Raw genomic sequence first — 18,467 nt, forward strand, 5'->3', positions numbered from 1 at the left:
ACGGCGCCTCCCCGGCTGGGGAAGCGCCGTCGCCGTATTGCTACTTCCGGAGGCTGGCCGCGATCTGCTGCATGATCGTGGGGTCGGACAGCGTGGTGGCGTCGCCCGGGTCGCGGCCTTCCGCCACGTCCTTGAGGAGCCGGCGCATGATCTTGCCGGACCGGGTCTTGGGCAGTTCAGGCACCACCAGGATGTTCTTGGGCTTGGCAATGGGCCCGATTTCCTTGCCCACGTGGTTGCGCAGCTCCTGGACGGTGGCGTCGCCGTTGTTCACGGCATCGCCGCGGAGGATCACGAACGCAACCACGGCCTGGCCGGTGGTTTCGTCCGTGGCGCCCACGACGGCGGCCTCCGCCACGGCGGGGTGGCTCACCAGGGCGGATTCGATTTCTGTGGTGGAGAGCCGGTGCCCGGAGACGTTCATGACGTCGTCCACGCGGCCCAGCAGCCAGATGTCCCCGTCTTCGTCCTTCTTGGCGCCGTCCCCGGCGAAGTACATGTTTTCGAAGCGGGACCAGTAGGTGTCCTTGAACCGCTGCGGGTCGCCCCAGATGCCGCGCAGCATGGCCGGCCAGGGTTCGCGGATCACCAGGAAACCGCCGTGGCCGTTGGGGACGGACTCGCCCATTTCATCCACCACGTCCACGGCGATACCGGGCAGCGGCACCTGGGCGGAGCCGGGCTTGGTGGCGGTGACCCCGGGAAGCGGGGCGATCATCTGTGCGCCGGTTTCGGTCTGCCACCAGGTGTCCACGATGGGCGCCTTGTCGCCGCCGATTACCTTGCGGTACCACATCCAGGCCTCGGGGTTGATGGGCTCGCCCACCGAACCCAGCACCCGCAGGGAGGAAAGATCGTACTTCGCCGGGATCTCCGAGCCCCACTTCATGAAGGTGCGGATGGCGGTGGGAGCGGTGTACAGGATGGAGACCTTGTACTTTTCCACGATCTCCCACCAGCGGCCCTGGTGCGGGGAGTCCGGCGTGCCCTCGTACATGACCTGCGTGGCGCCGTTGATGAGCGGGGCGTAGGCGACGTAGGAGTGGCCGGTGACCCAGCCGACGTCGGCCGTGCACCAGTACACGTCCGTTTCCGGATGCAGGTCAAAGACCGCCCTGTGGGTGTAGGCGGTCTGGGTGAGGTAGCCGCCGGTGGTGTGCAGGATGCCCTTGGGCTTCCCGGTGGTACCGGACGTGTAGAGGATGTACAGCGGGTGCTCCGAATCGTGGCCCACTGCGGTGTGCTCTGCGCTGGCCGTCCCCACCGTGTCCGCCCACCAGTGGTCCCGGCCCTCGTGCCAGTCCACGTCCTGGCCGTTGCGCTTGACCACCACCACGTTCTGGACCGTGTGGCCATCGTGGGCCAGGGCATCATCGACGGCCGGCTTCAGGGGGCTCGGCTTGCCTCGGCGGTAGGTGCCGTCGGCGGTCACCACCAGCTTGGCTTCGGCGTCGTCGATCCGGGACCGGAGGGCCTCCGCGGAGAATCCACCGAACACCACCGAGTGGACCGCGCCGATGCGTGCGCAGGCCAGCAGCGTGATCACGGCCTCCGGGATCATCGGCAGGTACACCGCAACCCGGTCACCCTTGGCAACGCCCAATGACTCGAAAGCGTTGGCCGCCTTCTTCACTTCCTCGGTCAGCTGGGAGTAGGTATAGGTGCGGGTGTCGCCGGGCTCGCCCTCGAAGTAGATGGCCACGCGGTCGCCGTTGCCGGCCTCCACATGCCGGTCCAGCGCGTTGTACGCCGCGTTGATTTCGCCGCCAACGAACCACTTGGCGAACGGCGGATCAGACCAGTCCAGCGCCTGTGTGAAGTCCTTGGACCACGTCAGCAGCTCCCGGGCCTTCTTCGCCCAAAACGCGGGCCGGTCGGCGTTCGCCTCCCCGTACTCGGCGGCGGTGACAACGGCGTCGGCCGCGAATTCCGGGGAGGGTGGAAAGGCCCGCGTCTCATGCAGCAGGTTCGCGAAGGCATCGCCCTGGTGGCCTTGCTGTCCTGCCGGCTGGGCGGAAGCGGACGGAACGGTAGCCGTGGAGCTGGGGGTGTCCTGGGACATGTGAACCTCATCATTCATCGATCTTTGCCGCGCGGGACGCCGCCACCGCATTGGCCCGCCGATCGCACGGCATTGGGCTCCAGCCGGGGGCGGGCATACCGCAAAGAGCTGTTCCGCAACCAAGCCTAATGCTTACGGTGCATCCGCTGTGTGCCCCGTCACATAGGCGACCATGAGCGGCATTTTTTATGCGGTGAATGGTCTCTTCATGACTCGCCAGGCACCGCCGGAGGCCTGCCCCAGCTAGTGATCGGCCGGGCCGTTGACTAGGCTGAGATGGAATTGTGACTTCACTTCGGACCTCTCCGGCCGGGCGCAAACAGCGCCTTGCCGGGCCCGGACCGCATGTCAAGACGGCACAGTTTTCGGGTCCGGACCGGGCCCGGTGCCGCCACGCTAAGGAGAGCAGAATGAACCAGCAGAGTTACGGCCAGCGAACGGGTCCGGACACCAAGGCAGGGCCAGGAGCCTCCGGGCCTGCCGTGGGAGGATCCGCGCACGCGACACCGGCCGGCAACGCCGCCAAGGGGCAGGCTGCAGGGCAGAAGGCCGGCTCCGGGAAGATCGACCCGAACGCCAACCAGGCGGTCCTCGGTCCGTTCACCGTGCGCGACCTGGCCGTCTTCGCAGGCACCCTGATCCTCTTTGTCGCGTCCCTGCTTCCCCTCTTCGGCGCCCGGTACAACCTGTGGAACCTCAACAACCTGTTCTTCCTGGGACTGGGCATCGTCCTGCCGCTGATCGCCAGCGCATTGTTCGCGGCGCGCCGCCTGGCACCCGGCACGAGGATCCGCGTGGGGTCGCTCTCGATCGACCAGTTCGCCTCCGTTGTGGCCTCCTTCGCCCTGGCCTTCTTCTTCCTGTCCGTTGCAGGCGGCTACGTCACCAGCCTGCTGGTGGGCCTGATCGGCTCGCTCGTCCTCTTCGCCGCCACCGTGCTGGGCCGGTTCCTGCCGTACCTTTCCGGTGACTTCAAGGACCGGCCAGAGACGCCGGCGCACATTGTGGCCCGCGAGGCCGCGGTCCCGCTGCGGAAGCCGCGCACCCCCAAAGCCCCCAAGCCGGAGTCCGGCTCCAACCAGTCAAAGGGCGGCTTCAAAGGTGCCACCCTGTTCGGTGGGGCCGGTGCAGGTTCCTCCGCCGTCGAGCCGGGATCTTCCAGCCCCAACCCTGCGCCGGCGCGTTCCACCCACACGCCCGCCACTGCCGCCGTCCCCGTGGCCAATGCCGGGGCTGCCGTTGCAGGGACCGGCGCTGCAGCTGCCGGCGCTCCAGCTGCCGGCGCTCCAGCTGCGGGCACCGTCGCGGGTCCGGCTGCCTCGACCCCCGCGGCGCCAACCGCCCCTGTATCAACCAGCCCTGTATCATCCACCCCTGTATCAACCGCCCCCGAAGCCGCCGACCGGGATGCCGGCACGCCGCATGTGGACGCCGGCCCGCCCACCCAGGCGGCCGACGTCGTCCGTCCTGGCTCAACCCCGGCCCCGGCAGCCGAGGAGACCCAGCACGGTGCCGTCCCCGCCGCGGGCGCTCCGCAGGCAGCGTGGGAGCCGCCGGCCGCCACCGCTGTCCACCAGCAGGTCCGTTCCGAGCATCCCATCGGCGCGACGGTGGACCCGTCCACCCGCCATGACGAGACCGACGGGCAGCCCATCCATGAGGCTTTCTGGTTCGCCGTCGCCCAGCACCGCACCGCCTACGACCCCCGCACCGGTGCGCCTGCCTTCGTGATCGAGCCCGGCGGCTGGGTACTGGCGCTTGAGGACCGGGGCCACGAATTCCTGGTCCAGCACACGGACGGACGGCTGGGCGTCCTGCGCGACCTCAGCAACATCGAGCGCGGCTGACGCCGTGGCCGGGCCACGCAGCAAGAACGGGCAGGCCGCGGGGATGCCCGTGGTCTCGTCCGAATCCGTCCTGGCGCTGAAACGGCGGGCACGGCGCATCCACCGGGCCCTGGCCGAAAAATATCCCTACGCCCACGCGGAACTGGACTTCCGCAACCCCTTCGAACTGCTGGTGGCCACCGTGCTGTCCGCCCAGACCACCGACGTCACGGTCAACCAGGTCACCAAAGTGCTGTTCGCACGCTGGCCCAATGCCCGGTCCCTGGCCGAGGCGGAACCCACGGAGCTTGAAACGATCCTCAAGCCCACGGGGTTCTTCCGCGCCAAAGCGAGGAACGTCCTGGCGCTGTGCACCCGCCTGGTGGATGACTTTGACGGCGAGGTCCCGGGGCGGATGGAAGACCTGGTCACCTTGCCCGGGGTGGGCCGCAAAACCGCCAACGTGGTGCTGGCCAACGCCTTCGGCATCCCGGGCATCTCCGTCGATACCCATTTCGCCCGGCTGGCCAAGCGGTTTGGGTGGACCCAGTCCGAGGACCCTGTGCAGATCGAACAGGACGTGGCGGAGTTGTTTGACCGCAGGGACTGGACCATGCTGTCCCACCGTGTGATCTTCCACGGCCGCCGAGTCTGCCACGCCCGGAAGCCCGCCTGTGGTGCCTGTCCCGTGGCTAATTGGTGCCCGAGCTATGGCCTGGGGGAGACCGACCCCGTCAAAGCAGCCAAGCTCCTCAAGTATGAACTTGCGCCCGGCAGCGAGGCGTTGCTGGAGCAGTACCTGTCTGAACAGCAGCGGGCTGCGGAGATCCGGATGGCCTCCCAGGCGAGGGCCACGTGAGCGCAAGGGAAGACCTGGCCGCGCTGGTCCAGCGGGCGGAAGCCGGGACGGCCGGGCCCCCTGATCCACGCTGGGCTGCACTGACAGTAGATGCCTCCCGCGCCCGCAGGGCCGCGGTCCTGATGCTTTTCGGGGTGCTCGACGACGTCCCGGCCGCGTCCGGCAAGCCACTGGCGCCGGCGGACCTGGACGTCCTGCTCCTGGAGCGCGCCCACACCCTGGGTTCGCATCCAGGGCAGGTGGCGTTTCCCGGCGGCAGCATCGACCGGGGCGAAACGCCGGTGGCGGCTGCGCTTAGGGAAGCCGAGGAGGAAACCGGACTGGACACCGGCGGGGTGGAAGTCCTCGGCACGCTCCAGGAACTGGGCCTGGCGCACAGCAACTTCCTGGTGACGCCGGTGCTCGGATGGTGGCACTCGCCGTCGCCGGTACGGGTGGTGGACTACGCCGAATCCGCCCAGGTATTCCGCGTCCCGGTCAGGGACCTCCTGGACCCGGACAACAGGGTGATGGCCACGGTGCACCGCGCAGGCCGCACGTTCGACAGCCCTGCCTTCACTGTCAACGGCGTGGTGGTGTGGGGCTTCACCGGCATTGTGCTGAGCGGCCTCTTCGACCAGCTCGGCTGGTCCGTTCCATGGGACCGCACCAGGCTGCACCCGATCGGGGTCTAGTTTTCAGGCCTGCTGGTGGCGCAAATCCACCACGATTCCGGTGGCGGCATTCTCGCGCATGGCGTTGATCCCGTCGCGGAGCAGGCTGAGGGACCTGAAGGTTGGTGACACCGCAACGATATTGCCTTCGGCGTCGGTCAGCCGCAGCCGGTACGACTCATCGCCTGCACGGTGAATTTCAAATCTTCCCGCCATGGACGGGGACCTCCCTGGTATGCGTCGTTGCATCAGCGTGTGGACCGGTCTGCATCAGCCCCGCTTCGACTGTAACGTCCGTCACCGGGCGCGCATAGCTACCGCCGGGTAGATTACTTATCGTCTCGACGACAGTAAAAGAGGCAGCACGGGATGCCCTCCGCCCTATTTGGCGAGGTCGTAGGAGTCCACCACGGCCATGCTGACGGGGAACTCCACGGGGATGGGACCGAACAGCAATTCCTTGGCGGCCTTGGCCGATTCCTCGATTGCCGCGATGCAGGCATCGACGCGGTCCGAGGGCGCGTGCACCATGACTTCGTCATGCAGGAAGAAGGCGAGTTGGGCCCCCACAGGTCCGCCGCTGCCGCCGGTTCCTGCCGGCCGCAAGGCGCGCAGCCGCCGTCGCAATTCTGCCAGCCAGCAGGCCGCCCAGTCCGCTGCCGAGCCCTGGACCACGAAGTTCCGGGTAAACCGCCCGCGGGACCGCGCGATCGACTCTGCCCTCCGCTGCTCCTCCGCCGTGGCCGAGCGCTGGCTGAGGAACCACTGCCCGGACGGCGGAGGGCTGCTGCGGCCCAGCCTGGTGGTGACCGTCCCGCCCGCTTCGCCCGCCCGTGCCGCCCGCTCCACAAAGTCCACGGCACGCGGGTAGATGCGGGCCAATTGCGGCATGAGGCGGCCGGCCTCGCCGGAGGTGGCGCCGTACATGGCGCCCAGCAGGGCCATCTTCGCCTTGGCCCGGTCGCCGCCAAATCCCTTGGCGGCGATCCCGGCGTACAGGTCCTGGTCCCGCGCCGCCTCAGCCATGGCCGAGTCCTGCGCCAGGGCCGCCAGGACGCGCGGCTCCAGCTGCGAGGCGTCCGCAACGATGAGCTTGTGGCCAGGGTCGGCGTGCACCGCGCCGCGGACCTGGCGCGGAATCTGCAGCGCCCCGCCGCCGCGGGATGCCCAGCGGCCCGACACCACGCCTCCCACCACGTATTCCGGGCGGAACCGGCCGCCGTCCACCCACGCGTCCAGCCAGGACCAGCCGTTGGCGGTGTGAAGGCGGGAAAGCCTCTTGTACTCCAGCAACGGCTCGATGGCGGGGTGGCTGGACTCCCTCAGCTCCCACTTGCGGGTGCTTTTGACCTCGATCCCGTTGCGGTGCAGGGCGCGCATCAGGTCCTGCGGGGAGTCCGGGTTGAGCCCGGGTGAGTTGAGCATGACGCGCAGCTCCGCCGCCAGCGCCTCCAGTTTCACGGGACGCTGCCCGGCGGGCGGGCGGGGTCCCAGATGGCCGGCCAGGATCTGTTCGTGCAGGTCTTCCCGCCAGGGGACCCCGGCGTGCTGCATCTCGGCGGCCACAATAGCTGCCGCCGACTCCGCCGCGAGCAGCAGCTGGAGGCGGTTCCGGCGGTTTTCCTCCGTGCCCACGCCTGCCAGCGCACTCTGTTGGGCTGCGTATTCGGAACGGAGTTCCTCGAGCGGCGCCCCCGGCGGCGGCCCGGTTGCGGGATCATCGAACAGCGCGCCCTGGTCTGCAGGGGGACGCGGCGGCTGCAGCGCCTTTGGCGTAAGAGCGGGATCCTCCACCGGTACCCTGTCCGTGTTCCGGGCGTAGTCGGTGTGCGCGCTGAACTGCGAGAAGGCCAGGATGTTGCCGCACAGGGTGAGGTCGTAGCAGCGCTCCACCTCCACCTCGGATGCGAGCAGCGCCGGGTACCAGTCCTGGGTCCGGTGCCATATCCAGCGGGGCGGTTGGCCACCGGGGCGCCGTGCCTCCAGTTCGCGGACGACGGCGGCAAGGTCGGTGAGTGCCACAACGCGGGGTTCGGGATTGGCCGGCTGGGCGAGGCCCGCCTGCGTCAGTTCCTGGAGCGCCGCGCCGCGGGGGTGGGCGGCGAGCAGCAGGTACATGTTCCCATTGTGCCTTGTTGGAGGCTGTGCCTCGTTGGAGGGTTGGGCCTTGTTGAGGTGTCCGCGCTGCAGGTTGTCCACATACGGGACTTGCTCCCTTAACCAGGCCGCACCGCCGCGGCAGAGTGGCTCCATGAGCAGGCACCAGCTGAACGCATCCACATCCGGTCCGGGACCGGCCTCCGGCTCCTCGTGGCGGCCAACGAACACGGCGTCACCATCCCGCGGGGGTCCTGTTGCGGACAGCGGGGAAGCGTCCGAGGCCGCCTGGCTGCCGGAGCATTCAAGGCCTGGCGCTTCAGGGCTCAGGGGTTCAATGCCTGGGGGTTCAATGCCCGCCGGGATGCGGCCGGATGGCGCAGGAGAGGTTCTGCTGGTGACCTCCTCCGGCGTCCTCCGTGCCGAAGTGGAGCGTATTGTGGCAGCCGCCGGCGCGCACCTGCACGTTGTCCCGGACGCAGTGGAGGCAGGCCGCTACTGGGAGGCGGCAGCTGCCGTCCTGGTGGGCAGTGACGTGCGTGAACTGCCGCCCCGGCGCAGCACGCCTGCGGTCATGGTGGGCCTCGACGGCGAGGGCGACAGCCTCTGGCACCTGGCGGCGGCCCTCGGGGCAGAGCGTGTTGCCGTACTGCCGGATGCCGCCGCCTGGCTGGCTGACCATCTGAGCCGGTCGCGGTCGCCGGGCCCGGGCGGAATGGTCCTTGGCATCACGGGCGGTTGCGGCGGTGCAGGAGCCACCACCGCCGCCATCTGGATAGCGCAGGCGGCAGCAGGGCTGGGGGTACGGGTCCTGCTGGTTGACGGCGACCCATGGGGTGGCGGCCTGGAGCTGGCGCTCGCAGCAGAGGAAGCCCCCGGGCTCCGATGGCCGGACCTCGCCGAGGCCAGGGGAAGCATCGACCCCCTGCAGCTCTCGGATTCCCTACCCGTTGCGGGAGGCTTTTCCTTCCTGTCCTGGCCTGCCACACGGGAGCAGACCCTTCCCGTCGCCGCCGCAGCCGCAGCAGGTGTGCTTGATGCTGCGCGCCGTGGCTATGAACTGGTCCTGCTCGATGTGGGAAGGGGGGCAGAGCCGCTCCATACGGTGGCCTGGGACTGCGACCGGATCATGATGGTGGTACCCGCACAACTGAAGGCAGCAGTGGCGGCCGTACGCCTGATGCAGGAGCTTCCGCCGGTGGAGGCGGCCCTGCTGGTGCGGGGCCGGCCGGGCTCCGCGCTGGACAGTTCGCTGATCGCTGACGCCGTGGGGCTGCCGGTCCAGGGCCGGATACCAGAAGTCCGCGGCGTCGGCGGAGCCATGGAATCCGGCCGGCTGCTGGACCTGGGGAAGCGCCGGAACATCCGGCGCTTCGCTGCATCTGTGCTCGATTGGCTTGGCGATGACCTGCCGGCTGGAGAGTTGGCATGAGCCCGGCGCCGGGTAATCCGTCGGCTCCGGCCGGGAAAGCGGGCAGCGCAGCGGGGCCGGGAGGCCTGGGCTCACGGCGCAGCGTCCGCATCCTGGAAGCAAACCAGGCCGGCCGCCTGACGCGCAGCAGGGGAAGCGCCGGCAGCGGCAGGACCATCGATTCAGGGCTGCTGGAATCCGTCCGCGAATCGATGATGGCAGAGGCCGGTGCCGTGACGCCGTCACGGGTTGCCGCGGCAGTCCAGGCCACCGGCAAGCTGTTGGGCACCGCAGGATCCCTTGCCGCCGTAGAGCGGATCAGTGCCGAACTCAACGGGCTGGGGCCGCTGCAGGAGCTCACCCGGGATCCCGCCGTCACCGACATCTTCGTCAACGCTCCCCACTCCGTCTGGGTGGACCGGGGCCGCGGCATCGAGCGGGTCCCCGTCCTGTTCGACGGCGAGGCACAGCTGCGGGCGCTGGCCTGCAGGCTCGTCGCTGCAGGCGGGCGCCGCCTCGATGACGGCTCGCCCTGTGTCGATGTCAGGCTCGCCGGCGGCTACCGTGTCCATGCCGTGTTGCCGCCGGTTTCCACGTCCGGGACGCTGCTGAGCGTCCGGATCCGCAGGGAGAAGGTCTTCAGCATGGAGGAGCTGCTCACCGGGGGCATGTTCGGCCCGGGAGTGCAGGCGGTGCTTGAGAAGGTCGTGGACAGGAGGCTGAGCTTCCTGATCAGCGGTGCCACGGGTTCCGGGAAGACCACGCTGCTGTCTACGCTCCTGGGATTGTGTGCGGCGGAGGAGCGGCTGGTCCTGATCGAGGATGCGTCCGAACTGAATCCTGTCCACCCGCACGTAGTCGCGTTGGAATCACGGCACGGAAACCTCGAAGGCGGCGGGACAGTGGACCTGGGGGAACTCGTCAGGCAGGCACTTCGCATGCGTCCGGACAGGTTGGTGGTGGGCGAGTGCCGGGGCGCGGAAGTCCGCGAGCTCCTTACCGCGATGAACACCGGGCACAGCGGCGGTGGAGGAACCATCCACGCCAACACGGCAGCAGCAGTCCCCGCCAGGCTCAACGCCCTGGGCGCGCTCGCCGGGCTGGGACCCGAGGCTGTTCGGCTCCAGGCTGCCAGCGCCCTTGACGCTGTGATCCACGTGGGCAGGACGTCCCGGGGGAGGGAAGTCCTTTGCATCGGACTTATCGGCGACGGCCCGGAGGGGCTGACGGTGGTGCCGGCGGTTGAAGAATCGGGGGTGGCGGGTCCCGCATGGCCGGCGCTGGCTGCCCGTTTGGGAATGGACTCCGGGGTCACCCTGTGACGATCCTCCTCATCGGAGTCCTGGGCGCCGCTGTGGTGCTGCTCCTGAAGCCGCCCCTGGATGCTGCGTCCAGGTTGCGTGCAGCAGGCGGCAGCAGCCAGAAGGCACCGGGATCCCGGCAGGGCCGGATACTGCGCTGGGGCAGCGCAGGCGGACGGGGCCCGGCGAAAGTGCGGGGCCCTGGACTGACCCTGGTGGTGCAGCAGCTGGCGGCGCTGCTCAGGGGCGGCCGGACACCCGGGCGGCTGTGGGACGAGCTGTGGTCCGTGTACGGCACGCCGCAGGACGGGCAATGGCATGACCACGCGGCGCTCCCATCCCCAGCGCTGTCAGAGGGTTCAACTGCCGTCCTGGCTTCCGCACGCGCGGCCGCGGCAACCGGAGCCCCTGTCTCGGAGGCCATCCGGCGTGCGGTTTCCACGGCGTTGCCTCACAGGGACCGGGAGGCCAGGACCTGGTCTGAGCTTGCTGCCTGCTTTGACATAGCCGAAGCCAGTGGATGTCCGCTCGCCGACGTGCTGACCCGGTTCGTGGCCCAGCTGGAAGCGGAGGATGATGCGGATGCAGCCAGGCAGACCGCCCTCGCCGGCCCCAAAGCCACGGTCCGTCTTTTGACCTGGCTTCCATTGATGGGTCTTGGACTGGGTGCTGCCCTGGGCGTGGATCCATTGGCCACCCTGCTGGGAACACCCCTGGGACTGGCCGCATTGTTCAGTGGCGCGGTGCTCACGGCAGCAGGAAGGGCGTGGTCCGCCAGGCTTGTTGCGGCGGCCGCAGGGACAGGAGTGCCATGACCCCGGGTTTGGCTGCAGGCTTTGCACTGTTCCTGCTGCTCGCCGCAAGTGCCTGGCTTGCCTGTTCCGGCTTTAAACGGTCGCGTCACCGGCTCCGCCACCTGTTTCATGCCGTCCCGGGGGCGCAGCAGGTGGCCGAAGCCGAGTGGCCCGCAGGGGGCCGCGGCGCAGGCCTGAAGGACACTGCCATGATGCTCGAACTCGTGGCGGCGATGCTGGATGCCGGAGCCGGCATCGGGCGATCGCTCGAACTGGTGGCTGCCTCGGCCGCGCCGCAGTACAGGGACTCACTGCGGCCGGTCGTCTCGGCGCTGGCCATCGGGGCCGACTGGGAAACAGCGTGGCGCAGCTCCGCCGTCCGGCTCCCCGAAATCCTGGAGCTCCGGGATGCGCTGGGCTTCGCCGCGCTCACGGGGGCGCCATCGTCTGCAATCCTCTACGCCCAGGCAGCAAGGCTTCGCCGGGAACGGTTCCGGGCCGCGGAAAAGCGGGCCGCTTCGCTTGGCGTGAAGCTGGTGGTTCCGCTGGGCCTGTGTTCACTCCCTGCCTTTATCTGCTTTGGCGTCGTCCCCGTGCTGCTTGCCCTGGTTCCCACCGGGTAACCTGCCGCTGCCGTGGCCACCGCGAACGCCGATCCCTTCCTCCACAACACCGGGACGGCCCACCTTTTCCACTTAGCGCATCCCCTCCCTTACCTGCTCCCGCTGGGCGGGGAAGAGTCAAGACAGCCGGGAAACCACCGGAAACCAATGGAAAGGAAAACCACATGTCCATCCACCACCGCCGTCACTACACGGCAGGAACCTCCGCGCCCGCGAAAAAGGACGGCGCCCCGCGCAGCACCAGCAGCATCCCATCCGCTTCCGCCCCTGCCTTGGGCCCAAAGACTTCCCTCCCGGAGGCAGGCAGGATCGTCGAACTCCACCCTGGTTCGGGAAGTCTCCGGCCCAAGACATGGCGCCCCACGGGGCTGCTGGGTTCCCAGGCCGGCATGGCCACCGCGGAATATGCCATTGCTACCCTGGCCGCCGTCGGGTTCGCCGGGCTGCTTGTGTTCATCCTCCGCAGCGACGAGGTACGTGGTTTCCTGCTCAACCTCATCCGCACCGCGCTGGCGCTGCCGTGACACCCCTGCCGGCGGGGCTGCGAATTCAGGGACCCCTCACGGCCGTCGTCGGCAGCAGCGCCGGCGGCAACGATGACCGGAAGACGGCGGACGCCGGTGCAAACGCCCGCGGCGCGGTTACCGCAGAGTTCGCCGTGGCACTGCCTGCCGTACTGGCATTGCTGGCCATGCTGCTTGCAGCAGCCGCCGCGGGGATGACGCAACTGCGCATCGAGGAGGGAGCCAGGGCCGGTGCCAGGGCGCTGGCCCGGGGCGATGACACCGTGGCAGTGGAACGGACGGTCCGGACGCTCGCCGGCGTTACGGCGGCTGCGTCAGTTGCTGCAGACGGCGAGTGGTTCAACATCACGGTCACGGACCGCGTGCCTGGGCCATTGGGAGCATCCATCCCGTGGACCCTCACCGCGCGTGCGTCAATGAGGAGCGAAACAGCCGGGACGGGAGCCGGCATCGGCGCCGGTGCCCTCAGGGGCTCCACGCATGGCCAGGCCGCCAAATGATGGCCGATGCCGGACGGCCCCACACTGCCGCCGCCAGGCGCCACACCACCAAGGGCAGGCGCGGGGCGGGAAGGCCTGACGGCCGCGAACGCGGTTCGGGCACAGTCCTGGCCGCAGGGCTGGCCCTTGTGGTCATGACGGCCATGGCCGTCATGCTGCTGCTGGCCCAGTCCGCCGTGCTGGCCAGCAGGGCGGCAGCGGCTGCGGACCTGGCGGCCCTTGCCGCAGCGGATGCGCTCCGCGGCATCACCACGGGCGAGCCCTGCAGTGTTGCCGCCGAGGTCGCCGCGCGGCACGCCGCCACGGTCCTTAGCTGTACCGAGGGCGCGGGCCAGACCATTGAGGTGCGGACCCGGCTCGGCGAGCGCCCGCTGCTGGGAGCCGCAACCGGACATGCCCGGGCAGGGCCGCCGCCATAGCGATGACGCCGGCATCGGGCGTCAGCTCCTCGCCTCCACATCCACACGGGACGTCTCGGAGGCATCCTTGAGCAGGACATCCAGCAGGGTCACCGCGGCGGCCTTGTCCAGCGGATTGTTCTTGTTGCCGCACTTGGGGGACTGCACGCAGGACGGGCAGCCGGACTCGCACTCGCAGGCCTTGATGGCGTCCCGGGTTGCCGCCAGCCACACCATGGCCTTGTCGAAGCCCCGTTCGGCAAACCCCGCCCCGCCGGGGTGCCCGTCATACACGAAGATGGTGGGCACCCCGGTGTCCGCATGCAGTGCCGTGGAGACCCCGCCGATGTCCCAGCGGTCGCTGGAGGCGACGAGGGGCAGGAGCCCGATCGCGGCGTGCTCGGCGGCGTGGAGGGCACCGGGGAACTGGGCTTCGATGAGGCCGGCCCCCGTCAAGGAACGGTTGTCCACCACGAACCATACGGCCTTGGTGAAGAGCTCCCGGGCACCCAGCTCAAGGGGCTCCTCACCCAGGACTTCGTTGGAAATCAAGGCCTTGCGCTGGAAGGAGACAACCTGCGTGGTGACCTTCACATCGCCGAAGTGGACGGTTACATCGCCCCATTGCATGGTCCGCACCGTGTCCAGGACCTCGATCTGGGTCACGTCCCGTGCTGTGGTGTAGTAGTCGGGGTTTGCCCGGCGAACCATGACACAGTGGTCGTCTTCGTTCAGGTCCTCCACCACGTAGGTGTCGCCCTGGTGGACGTATACCGCGCCCGTGTGGGCCTGGTAATGGGTCTGGGGCGAGTCCATGGTCCCCAGCAGCGAGCCGGTCTCGGCGTCAACGATGCTGACCGGACCGCCGCCGTCGGCCCGGAGATTGACCATGGCCGCGGCGCTTTGCGAGTGGGTCCAGAACCAGCCGGCGGGACGCCGCCGCAAATATCCCTGCGCCACCAGACGGTCCAGGAGCTTTTCGGCAGTTCCGCCAAAAAGGTCCAGCTCCGCCGGTCCCAGGGGGAGTTCCGCTGCCGCGGCGCAGAGGTGTGGTCCCAGCACATAGGGGTTGGACGGGTCGAAGACCGTGGCCTCCACCGAGACATCGAAAATCGCCTCCGGGTGGTTCACCAGGAAGGTGTCCAGCGGATCATCGCTGGCCACAAATGCGGCGATGGCATCCTGGCCCGCCCTGCCGGCGCGGCCAATCTGCTGGAACAGGGAAGCCCGCGTCCCGGGCCAGCCGGCCACCAAGACCGCATCGAGACCGGAAATGTCGATTCCCAGCTCCAGGGCGGACGTGCTGGAAACGCCCAGCAGCTGGCCCGACCGCAGCGCCTTCTCCACCGCGCGCCGCTCTTCCGGAAGGTATCCGGAGCGGTAGGCGGCCACCCGCTGCGGGAGGCTGGGGTCCACCTCGTCAAGGAGCCGCTTGGTGATGGCGGAGATGGTCTCGGCGCCGCGGCGGGATTTGATGAAGGCAATGGTCCGGATCCGGGCGGACACCAGGTTGGCGAGCAGGTCAGAAGTTTCGGCCACTGCCGTCCGCCGCTCCTTGGCCCCGTTCTCGCCCCGGACCTCGGTCAGCGCCGGTTCCCAGAGCGCCACGGTGGTGGCCCCGTGGGGCGAGCAGTCCTCGGAGACCGCTTTCACGGGGGCGCCGATGAGGCGTGAGAAGGAGACATCAGGCTCGGAGGCGGTGGCGGAAGCGGCGATGAAGACCGGTTCGGGGAACGAGGTGCCCGCGCCGTAGTACGCGCAGATCCGGCGGAGCCGGCGCATCAGGTTGGCAACATGCGATCCGAAGACGCCACGGTAGCTGTGTGCCTCGTCCACGATGACGTAGCGCAGCCGGCGGAAGAACCCGGCCCACCAGGCATGGTTGGGAAGGATGCCGAAATGCAGCATGTCCGGGTTGGCCAGGATGAAATTCGCGTGGTCCCGGATCCACCGCCGGGCGGCCGGATCCGTGTCGCCGTCGTACGTTTCCGCCCGTACCGTGGGCAGCCTCAGGGCCCGGATGGCGTTCAGCTGGTCGGCCGCCAGCGCTTTGGTGGGGGAAAGGTAAAGGGTGACGGCACCGTCGTCGTGAATCTTTCCCGGCTCCGCCAGCACGCGCAGCTCGGAACGGTGGATCGCATCCAGCGCCGGCAACTGGTACGCCAGCGACTTCCCGGACGCGGTTCCGGTGGCCACCACAACGTGCTCCCCGGCATATGCTGCATTGGCCGCGTCCACCTGGTGCCGGTACGGCTCGCGGATGCCAAGCGACCCGTACGCCCCGAGAATGTCCGGGTGCACCCAGGCCGGCCACGGCGCGTGGATTGCCTCCCGCGCCGGGATCCTGCGGACATGACGGAGCTGTTCCGGGTCCGGGCCGCGGCCCAGCAGAGGAATCAGGGAGTCATGGGGGTTCACCCCACCATTCTTTCATCCGATGCACCGCGGCAGGCCACGGGTCACCAACGGGAACCCCGCAGCCCGGCTCCGCCGGACGGGCCGGCTCAGCTCAGCGACAGATCCGATCCGTCATGCGATGCCGAAAGCATCAGGACCCGGGCAATGGTGCTCCAGCCGAGGTGCGAATAGAGCTTCTGCCCGTCCACGGACGCCAGCAGGAGGCCGGTCCGGATGCCGCGGCCGGACGCCTGCGCCGCCAGCGCCCGCATGATCAGGCTCCCCAGGCCCCTGCGCTGGAATGCCGGCTGGGTGATGATCTTGTCAAAGACGGCGGTATCACCCACCACGAAGGCCCGGCCGCCCGCCGCGACCGCGTCCCCCGAAAGGACTTCGGCGTAATACACGCCGTCCCTTTCGTACGTGGAAAGTCTCAGGTCGTCATCGGAAAGCCACGGGTCCTCCGCGTCCTGGGTTTCCATGTCAACGATCATCATCGCCTGCGAATCCGAGGTGACATTCAGGCCCTGCCGGCCTGCCATTGCCGCATAGCGGGAGGGGTCATTGGTAAGGATGGTCAGCACCCGCGCGGGGGCTTCTGCGGTTCGGGCGGCCAGCGTGGCGAACTCGTCATCAGTAGGTTCTGAGGCGAAGACTTCCCACTCGCCGCTGGTATCAGCACGGAGTGCTGCCGGGAAGCGGCCCTCCTTGGCGGTCTGGTAACCGCGACACCCGGCCCAGCCCGCAACCCACACCTCAAGCAGGCCAGTGATGTCTTCAACAGCGGTTTCCGGACTCATGGCAAGAAGACTATTCCAGCCCGATCGCCAGCAACAGGGGGTAGGAAATCGCTTATGCAATCGTAATGAGGCCCTCCTCCGGGCGTTGTGAAGCAGGACCAGGCCGCCGCTGCAGCCGGTACCCTTAAATGCGTGGCTTTGAACAAAATTGTGCTTTTCTACGGCTTCACCCCCATCACCGATCCGGACGCCGTCCGGCTCTGGCAGCGCGCCCTCTGCGAGAAGCTGGGCCTTACGGGCCGCATCATCCTCTCCAAGGACGGAATCAACGCCACCGTGGGCGGGGAAATCGGCGCCGTTAAGCAGTACGTCAAGACCACGCGCGAATACGCCGGGTTCCGCGGCATCGACGTCAAATGGTCCGACGGCGGAGCAGAGGACTTCCCCCGGCTCAGCGTCAAGGTGCGGGACGAGATCGTCTCCTTCGGCGCACCCGGAGAACTCAAGGTCGACGCCAACGGCGTGGTGGGCGGCGGGAAGCACCTCAAACCCGAGGAACTCCATGAACTGGTGGATGCCAGGAAGAAGGACGGCGAGGACGTCGTCTTCTTCGACGGCCGCAACGCGTTCGAAGCTGAGATAGGCCGGTTCAAGGACGCTGTAGTCCCGGACGTGGCCACCACCCACGACTTCATCAAGGAACTGGACTCCGGCAAGTACGACTCCCTGAAGGACAAGCCGGTGGTCACCTACTGCACCGGGGGCATCCGCTGCGAGGTGCTCTCCAGCCTGATGGTGAACCGCGGCTTTAAAGAGGTGTACCAGCTGGACGGGGGCATCGTGCGCTACGGCGAAGCCTTCAAGGACCAGGGACTGTGGGAAGGCTCGCTCTACGTCTTTGACAAGCGCATGCACCTGGAGTTCAGCGACGACGCCAAGACCATTGGCCAGTGCGCCCGCTGCTCCGCGCCGACCAGCAAGTTCGAGAACTGTTCCAATCCCACCTGCCGCACGCTGACGCTGTACTGCACGGAGTGTGCCGCCAGTCCCGAGACGTTGCGCTGCCCCCAAGGCTGCACCGCCGCCTGAGGACGGTGCCGCCCCGGACGCAGGTGCCAAGCCAGGGTGAGGCCCCCGCCGGGACAACCCCGGCCGTCAGAGCCGGTACACGCGGAACGCATAGTTGGCCGCGGTCCTGGCCTCCACCCTGACCGTCAGGACGCTGTCCGTGGACAGGTAGATGACGTTTTCGCGGTTGATGCCGCACCGCAGGCCCAGGTCCACCAGCGTGAGGGTATCAGTGCGCACCGTGAAGGTCACCCGGCGCTGGCTCCTGCAGGCGATGGCCAGGGTGTAGGTTCCGGTCTTCAGGACCGGTGAGGAGATGGTCCGCACTTCCGCGGGGGCCAGGAGCCCGGCATCGGCCTGGACCACCGGACCGGTGCCGTCGGGGAGCGCCCGCGACACCCAATCGCCCAGGTCCGCCTCGCTGACCGGGTCCTGCTGCAACGGGTCACGGGTGAAGGCCGGCGCCGGGGCGGCGCTGGCGGTGCCCTGCACGGTGCCGGTCCGGGCGTCGTCGTACGTATATTCGCAGCCGGCCAGCGCACCTGCCGCAAGCACCAGCCCAAGGGCGACGGCGGCGGCGGGCTTCGGTGCCAGCGGCGCCCGTGCTCTCCCTCGGGGAAGGGGCGCGGAGATTCTCCGCACACTGGGCATAGTCAGACTTTATGCCCGCAGCGGGCGGCGGACCATAGCCCGAGCGGGCGTTATTGGGCCGGTACCAGCTGGTAGGCGTAAAGCAGCGGAGCGTCCACGCTGGAGCTGCTGATTTCTACCCGTCCGGCAGCCGGCAGGCTGATTTTCGTGGTCTCGCGCCGGCCGTTGCAGGCGGCCCCGGCTTCCGCCACGGGCTTGCCGTCCAGCGTCACCGCGAAGAAGGCCTTCCCCGTCCCGTCACAGACTGCCGTCAGCGTGTAGCTTCCGGCAGGCACCCTTGCGGCCGCCTGCACGATCCGGTCGCGGTTAAGGATCTTGCCCGAGTCCTGGAGCACAACGGCCGCTGAGGAGGAGGGCAGGGCCGTGGCCCGCCACTTGGGGACATCCGCATTCTCCACGGAGGTCCCGGGCGAACACCCCGCAACGGCCAGGGCGAGGACCGCGGCAAACAGAGTCCCCGGCAGCGGCCGGCGCACCGCAGCGGCTGCCATGCGGGCGCGCGGAAGGAGGGCAGGACGTGAAGGCATGGCTCCACCGTACCGCGCAGGCAGGCCGGACTAAAC

General features: G+C 68.6%; 18 protein-coding genes. 11 read left to right on the forward strand and 7 right to left on the reverse strand.

Annotated features, from left to right (window positions below):
* Positions 1–40: 40 nt before the first annotated feature.
* Positions 41–2,062 carry an acetate--CoA ligase gene (acs, locus tag FB478_RS15475; RefSeq protein WP_144601063.1) on the reverse strand — a complete coding sequence of 674 codons (2,022 nt, stop codon included), beginning with the start codon at positions 2,060–2,062 and terminating at the stop codon, positions 41–43.
* Positions 2,063–2,472: 410 nt separating this feature from the next.
* On the opposite strand from acs, the gene FB478_RS15480 reads away from it, so the two are divergent.
* Genes FB478_RS15480 through FB478_RS15490 form a run of 3 tightly spaced genes read left to right on the forward strand, consistent with a single transcriptional unit; the run spans position 2,473 to position 5,421 of the window.
* The gene (locus FB478_RS15480; protein WP_144601064.1) at positions 2,473–3,909 is read left to right on the forward strand and encodes a hypothetical protein; all 1,437 of its coding nucleotides are present in this window, start codon (positions 2,473–2,475) and stop codon (positions 3,907–3,909) included.
* 43 nt (positions 3,910–3,952) lie between these two features.
* Positions 3,953–4,747: an endonuclease III gene (gene nth / locus FB478_RS15485; protein WP_134164194.1), complete on the forward strand. Its 795-nt coding sequence runs from the start codon at positions 3,953–3,955 to the stop codon at positions 4,745–4,747.
* Complete coding sequence (locus FB478_RS15490) at positions 4,744–5,421, forward strand: CoA pyrophosphatase (RefSeq protein ID WP_056392582.1); 678 nt, start codon at positions 4,744–4,746, stop codon at positions 5,419–5,421. Before nth ends, FB478_RS15490 begins: the two co-directional genes overlap by 4 nt.
* Positions 5,422–5,424: 3 nt before the next feature.
* On the opposite strand, the gene FB478_RS15495 is transcribed toward FB478_RS15490, so the two are convergent.
* Together FB478_RS15495 and FB478_RS15500 are read right to left on the reverse strand one after the other, a co-directional pair.
* Positions 5,425–5,616: a DUF1508 domain-containing protein gene (locus tag FB478_RS15495; RefSeq protein ID WP_018768963.1), complete on the reverse strand. Its 192-nt coding sequence runs from the start codon at positions 5,614–5,616 to the stop codon at positions 5,425–5,427.
* A gap of 165 nt (positions 5,617–5,781) precedes the next feature.
* On the reverse strand, positions 5,782–7,518 hold the full coding sequence (locus tag FB478_RS15500) for a bifunctional 3'-5' exonuclease/DNA polymerase (RefSeq protein WP_144601065.1): 1,737 nt from the start codon (positions 7,516–7,518) through the stop codon (positions 5,782–5,784).
* 331 nt (positions 7,519–7,849) lie between these two features.
* On the opposite strand from FB478_RS15500, the gene ssd reads away from it, so the two are divergent.
* The 7 genes from ssd (at position 7,850) to FB478_RS15535 (ending at position 13,069) form a co-directional block, all read left to right on the forward strand.
* Positions 7,850–8,929 carry a septum site-determining protein Ssd gene (ssd, locus tag FB478_RS15505; RefSeq protein WP_395858354.1) on the forward strand — a complete coding sequence of 360 codons (1,080 nt, stop codon included), beginning with the start codon at positions 7,850–7,852 and terminating at the stop codon, positions 8,927–8,929.
* A complete protein-coding gene (locus tag FB478_RS15510) occupies positions 8,926–10,230 on the forward strand; it encodes a TadA family conjugal transfer-associated ATPase (protein ID WP_186447812.1) in 1,305 nt (434 codons plus the stop codon). The genes ssd and FB478_RS15510 overlap by 4 nt, the downstream gene beginning before the upstream one ends.
* The gene (locus tag FB478_RS15515) at positions 10,227–11,024 is read left to right on the forward strand and encodes a type II secretion system F family protein (RefSeq protein ID WP_056392587.1); all 798 of its coding nucleotides are present in this window, start codon (positions 10,227–10,229) and stop codon (positions 11,022–11,024) included. Before FB478_RS15510 ends, FB478_RS15515 begins: the two co-directional genes overlap by 4 nt.
* Positions 11,021–11,626 (forward strand): type II secretion system F family protein, encoded by a 606-nt coding sequence (locus FB478_RS15520; RefSeq protein WP_056392589.1) that lies wholly within the window; start codon positions 11,021–11,023, stop codon positions 11,624–11,626. The genes FB478_RS15515 and FB478_RS15520 overlap by 4 nt, the downstream gene beginning before the upstream one ends.
* Positions 11,627–11,790: 164 nt before the next feature.
* Positions 11,791–12,150, forward strand: coding sequence for a DUF4244 domain-containing protein (locus FB478_RS15525; protein ID WP_056392590.1), 360 nt, complete (start codon positions 11,791–11,793; stop codon positions 12,148–12,150).
* Positions 12,147–12,650, forward strand: coding sequence for a TadE family type IV pilus minor pilin (locus FB478_RS15530; RefSeq protein WP_144601066.1), 504 nt, complete (start codon positions 12,147–12,149; stop codon positions 12,648–12,650). Before FB478_RS15525 ends, FB478_RS15530 begins: the two co-directional genes overlap by 4 nt.
* The gene (locus tag FB478_RS15535; RefSeq protein ID WP_082581797.1) at positions 12,647–13,069 is read left to right on the forward strand and encodes an Rv3654c family TadE-like protein; all 423 of its coding nucleotides are present in this window, start codon (positions 12,647–12,649) and stop codon (positions 13,067–13,069) included. The genes FB478_RS15530 and FB478_RS15535 overlap by 4 nt, the downstream gene beginning before the upstream one ends.
* 21 nt (positions 13,070–13,090) lie before the next feature.
* Here the strand turns inward: FB478_RS15535 and FB478_RS15540 are convergent, their stop codons facing one another.
* Together FB478_RS15540 and FB478_RS15545 are read right to left on the reverse strand one after the other, a co-directional pair.
* On the reverse strand, positions 13,091–15,466 hold the full coding sequence (locus FB478_RS15540; RefSeq protein WP_056392592.1) for a DEAD/DEAH box helicase: 2,376 nt from the start codon (positions 15,464–15,466) through the stop codon (positions 13,091–13,093).
* An 86-nt stretch (positions 15,467–15,552) separates the two neighbouring features.
* Positions 15,553–16,245, reverse strand: coding sequence for a GNAT family N-acetyltransferase (locus FB478_RS15545; protein ID WP_056392594.1), 693 nt, complete (start codon positions 16,243–16,245; stop codon positions 15,553–15,555).
* A 132-nt stretch (positions 16,246–16,377) separates the two neighbouring features.
* Between FB478_RS15545 and FB478_RS15550 the strand changes: the two genes are divergently transcribed.
* Positions 16,378–17,274, forward strand: a complete 897-nt coding sequence (locus FB478_RS15550) for a rhodanese-related sulfurtransferase (protein ID WP_026265715.1) — start codon at positions 16,378–16,380, stop codon at positions 17,272–17,274.
* A 66-nt stretch (positions 17,275–17,340) separates the two neighbouring features.
* On the opposite strand, the gene FB478_RS15555 is transcribed toward FB478_RS15550, so the two are convergent.
* Positions 17,341–17,904, reverse strand: coding sequence for a hypothetical protein (locus FB478_RS15555; protein ID WP_261377425.1), 564 nt, complete (start codon positions 17,902–17,904; stop codon positions 17,341–17,343).
* Between the two features lie 50 nt (positions 17,905–17,954).
* Positions 17,955–18,431 (reverse strand): hypothetical protein, encoded by a 477-nt coding sequence (locus tag FB478_RS15560; RefSeq protein WP_018768950.1) that lies wholly within the window; start codon positions 18,429–18,431, stop codon positions 17,955–17,957.
* Positions 18,432–18,467: the final 36 nt, after the last annotated feature.

The sequence above is a fragment of the Arthrobacter sp. AG367 genome (assembly GCF_007828995.1).
GTDB lineage: Bacteria > Actinomycetota > Actinomycetes > Actinomycetales > Micrococcaceae > Arthrobacter.